Consider the following 2,381-nt stretch of genomic DNA (forward strand, 5'->3'; position numbering starts at 1 on the left):
AGGATGCCAGACCAGCCTACGAAGACGAAGCGATCGCGTTTGAGCCAGTCGTCGAGGACATCAAAGATGCCTCTTTCTGTCTGGGCGCGTCCGACTGCGATTGTCATAAAAAATACTCGGTAAGTGGGAAACTAAGTGGGTTGAGCCTACAGAGGAAAACTACCCTTCGACTACGCTCAGGGCATCGCACTAGCGGTTTTAACCGCCTTGAATCTTTCTTTACCATTACCGCCTTGGAGTTGCTTGATTTGGTGTACTTTTGTAATGTACTTTCAGTGGGACAGTTACCACCTCAAACCTTGCAACCCTGTACGCATAATGTTTGCTCTTGTGGAGCCTCCCTTTCGGGGTAATGTTCGCTTCGCCAATGTTATAAGAGCTTGTTAGACTTGCAACACTGTCTCAGTGACATTAAGACTGTTTAATTGCAAATGACAGAGCGGAAAACTAGCGTCGCATTCTCCGGTGTCGTGACTCAAATAACGTAGCCAGTTAAGGCTTAGGCTGGTCAGCACAGCTTGCTTAATCGCTCGCGACCAAGCTCAGTCCCTTTAGGGCTGGGTTACTGACTTACGCAAATCTCCAAATGGATATAATTACAACGGATCAGTCTCTAGTCTGTAGTCTCCAACCGTTGCCTCTGCTTAGCAGAAAACGACTTGGATTATGAACAGACTTTACTTTTCTTTACCGTAATCAAGATTATAGAGGTAATTCTTTACAATGGCAAGTATTTATTAAAAAACTTCCGGATCTTGATTTGTCCGAAGTCCCAGAAGTCCCTGAAGCCCCCGAAGCCCTCGAAGTCCCGGAAGTCCTTGGTCTGCATTTGAAAACTTCTAATATATAGGAGTCTCTGCGCTTGGCGTCAGATGCCGGGTGGCTTGGTAGATATATCGGCCTCAACGTCTTATTTTTCTAAGAAACTGGGTGTCTTTGGGTAAGTCCTATATATATACTGAGGAGAGAGCTCCAAACTTAGGTTTTTAAGACTATATGTTCAGCATTGACATCATTGTGAAGAATACGCCCGTCTCGCTGTCGGTGCAGCGGAAGTTGGAGGAGGACGCTGAGACTGTTTACCAGCAGGTACTGGCGGCGATTCGCAACTCCCAACCGCAAATTTTGGAACTAACTTGCGAGAAAAATCCTGAGAAAAAGGTGGCTGTCCTCAGCAGCGAGATTTCTGGGGTGGTGGTTTCTCAGAAATCGGGGGCGTCATCTACAGGCAGATCCCCTGGTTTTGTCTCGATGACAGCAGAATGAGGGCTGGGGGTGTTGGTGCCGATATGAGCCAGTCAGCCGTTGCTGTGCGGGATTTGGGTTTTTGCTGGCCGTCGGGCGATCGAGTGTTGCAAGGTTGCTCTCTGGATGTACCCAAGGGCGAGTTTTGGATGCTTTTGGGCACTAACGGCAGCGGCAAGTCTACGCTGTTGAGGCTGATGGCTGGGCTGCTGCACCCCCAGTCGGGGGAAATTGACCTCGGCGGGCGGGTGGGTTTTGTGTTCCAAAACCCGGATCACCAATTGGTGATGCCGACAGTGGGTGCGGATGTGGCTTTTGGTTTGGTGGAGGAAAAGCTTTCTAACGTTCAGGTGCGGGAGAGGGTGGCGGAGGCTTTGGAGGCTGTGAATTTGCTGGATTTGCAGCGGCGGCCGATTTATGCTTTGAGTGGGGGCCAGAAGCAGCGAATTGCCCTGGCTGGGGCGATCGCCCGTCACTGCGAAATTCTGCTGTTGGACGAACCGACGGCTTTGTTAGATCCTGATTCTCAGTTGGATTTGGTGGCGGCGGTGCAGCGGTTGGTGAAAAATCGCGGGATTACGGCTTTGTGGGTGACTCATCGTTTGGATGAGTTGAATTATTGTGATGGGGCTTTTTTGTTGGAAAAGGGCGAGGTGGTCGATCGGGGAGATCCGGCGCGTTTGAAGCAGCGGTTGATGCAAAGTCAAGATGTTTAGCTGTCAAGCAATGCTTGAATTAAGTCATTCGGCGATTGAAATCGCTTCTACAAAAACGAAGTCTGCCTCCGCAGACTAATAAATAAATAGGGTATTTAACCCGATTTTGGCGGCACGCCAAATTAATCTCGCAATCCTCGATCGCGCAACCAAGCATCTGCCCAAATTGTATCGGCCTCTGACAGCGCTGGTATGACTTCCCAGTTGCGATAATCTATCTTGAGGTCATAACTTGCTATGTCGTAAATTTGAGTGAATAATTCCTGCAAGTTTATGACAGGTTCAGTATCGCCCGATCGCAGCGGCAAAGGAAAGGCAGGCATCGAATTTGGCAGGTTAAAAGCATACAACCCACATTCCGCAGTTCTGGCTTTGATGACTAAGGATTTTCATACCTTCACTGTAGGAAAAATATCTGTG

At 48.9% G+C, this 2,381-nt stretch carries 3 protein-coding genes and 1 pseudogene; 2 read left to right on the top strand and 2 right to left on the bottom strand.

Annotation, left to right across the window (positions count from 1 at the left end):
• Positions 1-107, bottom strand: a pseudogene (locus QUB08_RS31625) (photosystem II D2 protein (photosystem q(a) protein)); the annotation flags it as partial.
• An 889-nt stretch (positions 108-996) separates the two neighbouring features.
• Between QUB08_RS31625 and QUB08_RS31630 the strand changes: the two are divergent.
• Both QUB08_RS31630 and QUB08_RS31635 read left to right on the top strand, forming a co-directional pair.
• Positions 997-1,266, top strand: a complete 270-nt coding sequence (locus QUB08_RS31630) for a hypothetical protein (protein ID WP_190663726.1) — start codon at positions 997-999, stop codon at positions 1,264-1,266.
• Positions 1,267-1,289: 23 nt separating this feature from the next.
• A complete protein-coding gene (locus QUB08_RS31635) occupies positions 1,290-1,961 on the top strand; it encodes an ATP-binding cassette domain-containing protein (protein WP_190739919.1) in 672 nt (223 codons plus the stop codon).
• Positions 1,962-2,083: 122 nt separating this feature from the next.
• Here QUB08_RS31635 and QUB08_RS31640 read toward each other — a convergent pair whose 3' ends face one another.
• On the bottom strand, positions 2,084-2,338 hold the full coding sequence (locus tag QUB08_RS31640; RefSeq protein WP_333230222.1) for a DUF4058 family protein: 255 nt from the start codon (positions 2,336-2,338) through the stop codon (positions 2,084-2,086).
• Between the last annotated feature and the right edge of the window lie 43 nt (positions 2,339-2,381).

Origin of the sequence: Microcoleus sp. BR0-C5 (assembly GCF_036705045.1) — a bacterium.
GTDB lineage: Bacteria > Cyanobacteriota > Cyanobacteriia > Cyanobacteriales > Microcoleaceae > Microcoleus.

Bases quoted from the DNA above. Each gene is read 5' to 3' on its own strand.
- QUB08_RS31630 (WP_190663726.1), top strand. From the start codon at position 997: ATGTTCAGCATTGACATCATTGTGAAGAATACGCCCGTCTCGCTGTCG.
- QUB08_RS31635 (WP_190739919.1), top strand. From the start codon at position 1,290: ATGAGCCAGTCAGCCGTTGCTGTGCGGGATTTGGGTTTTTGCTGGCCG.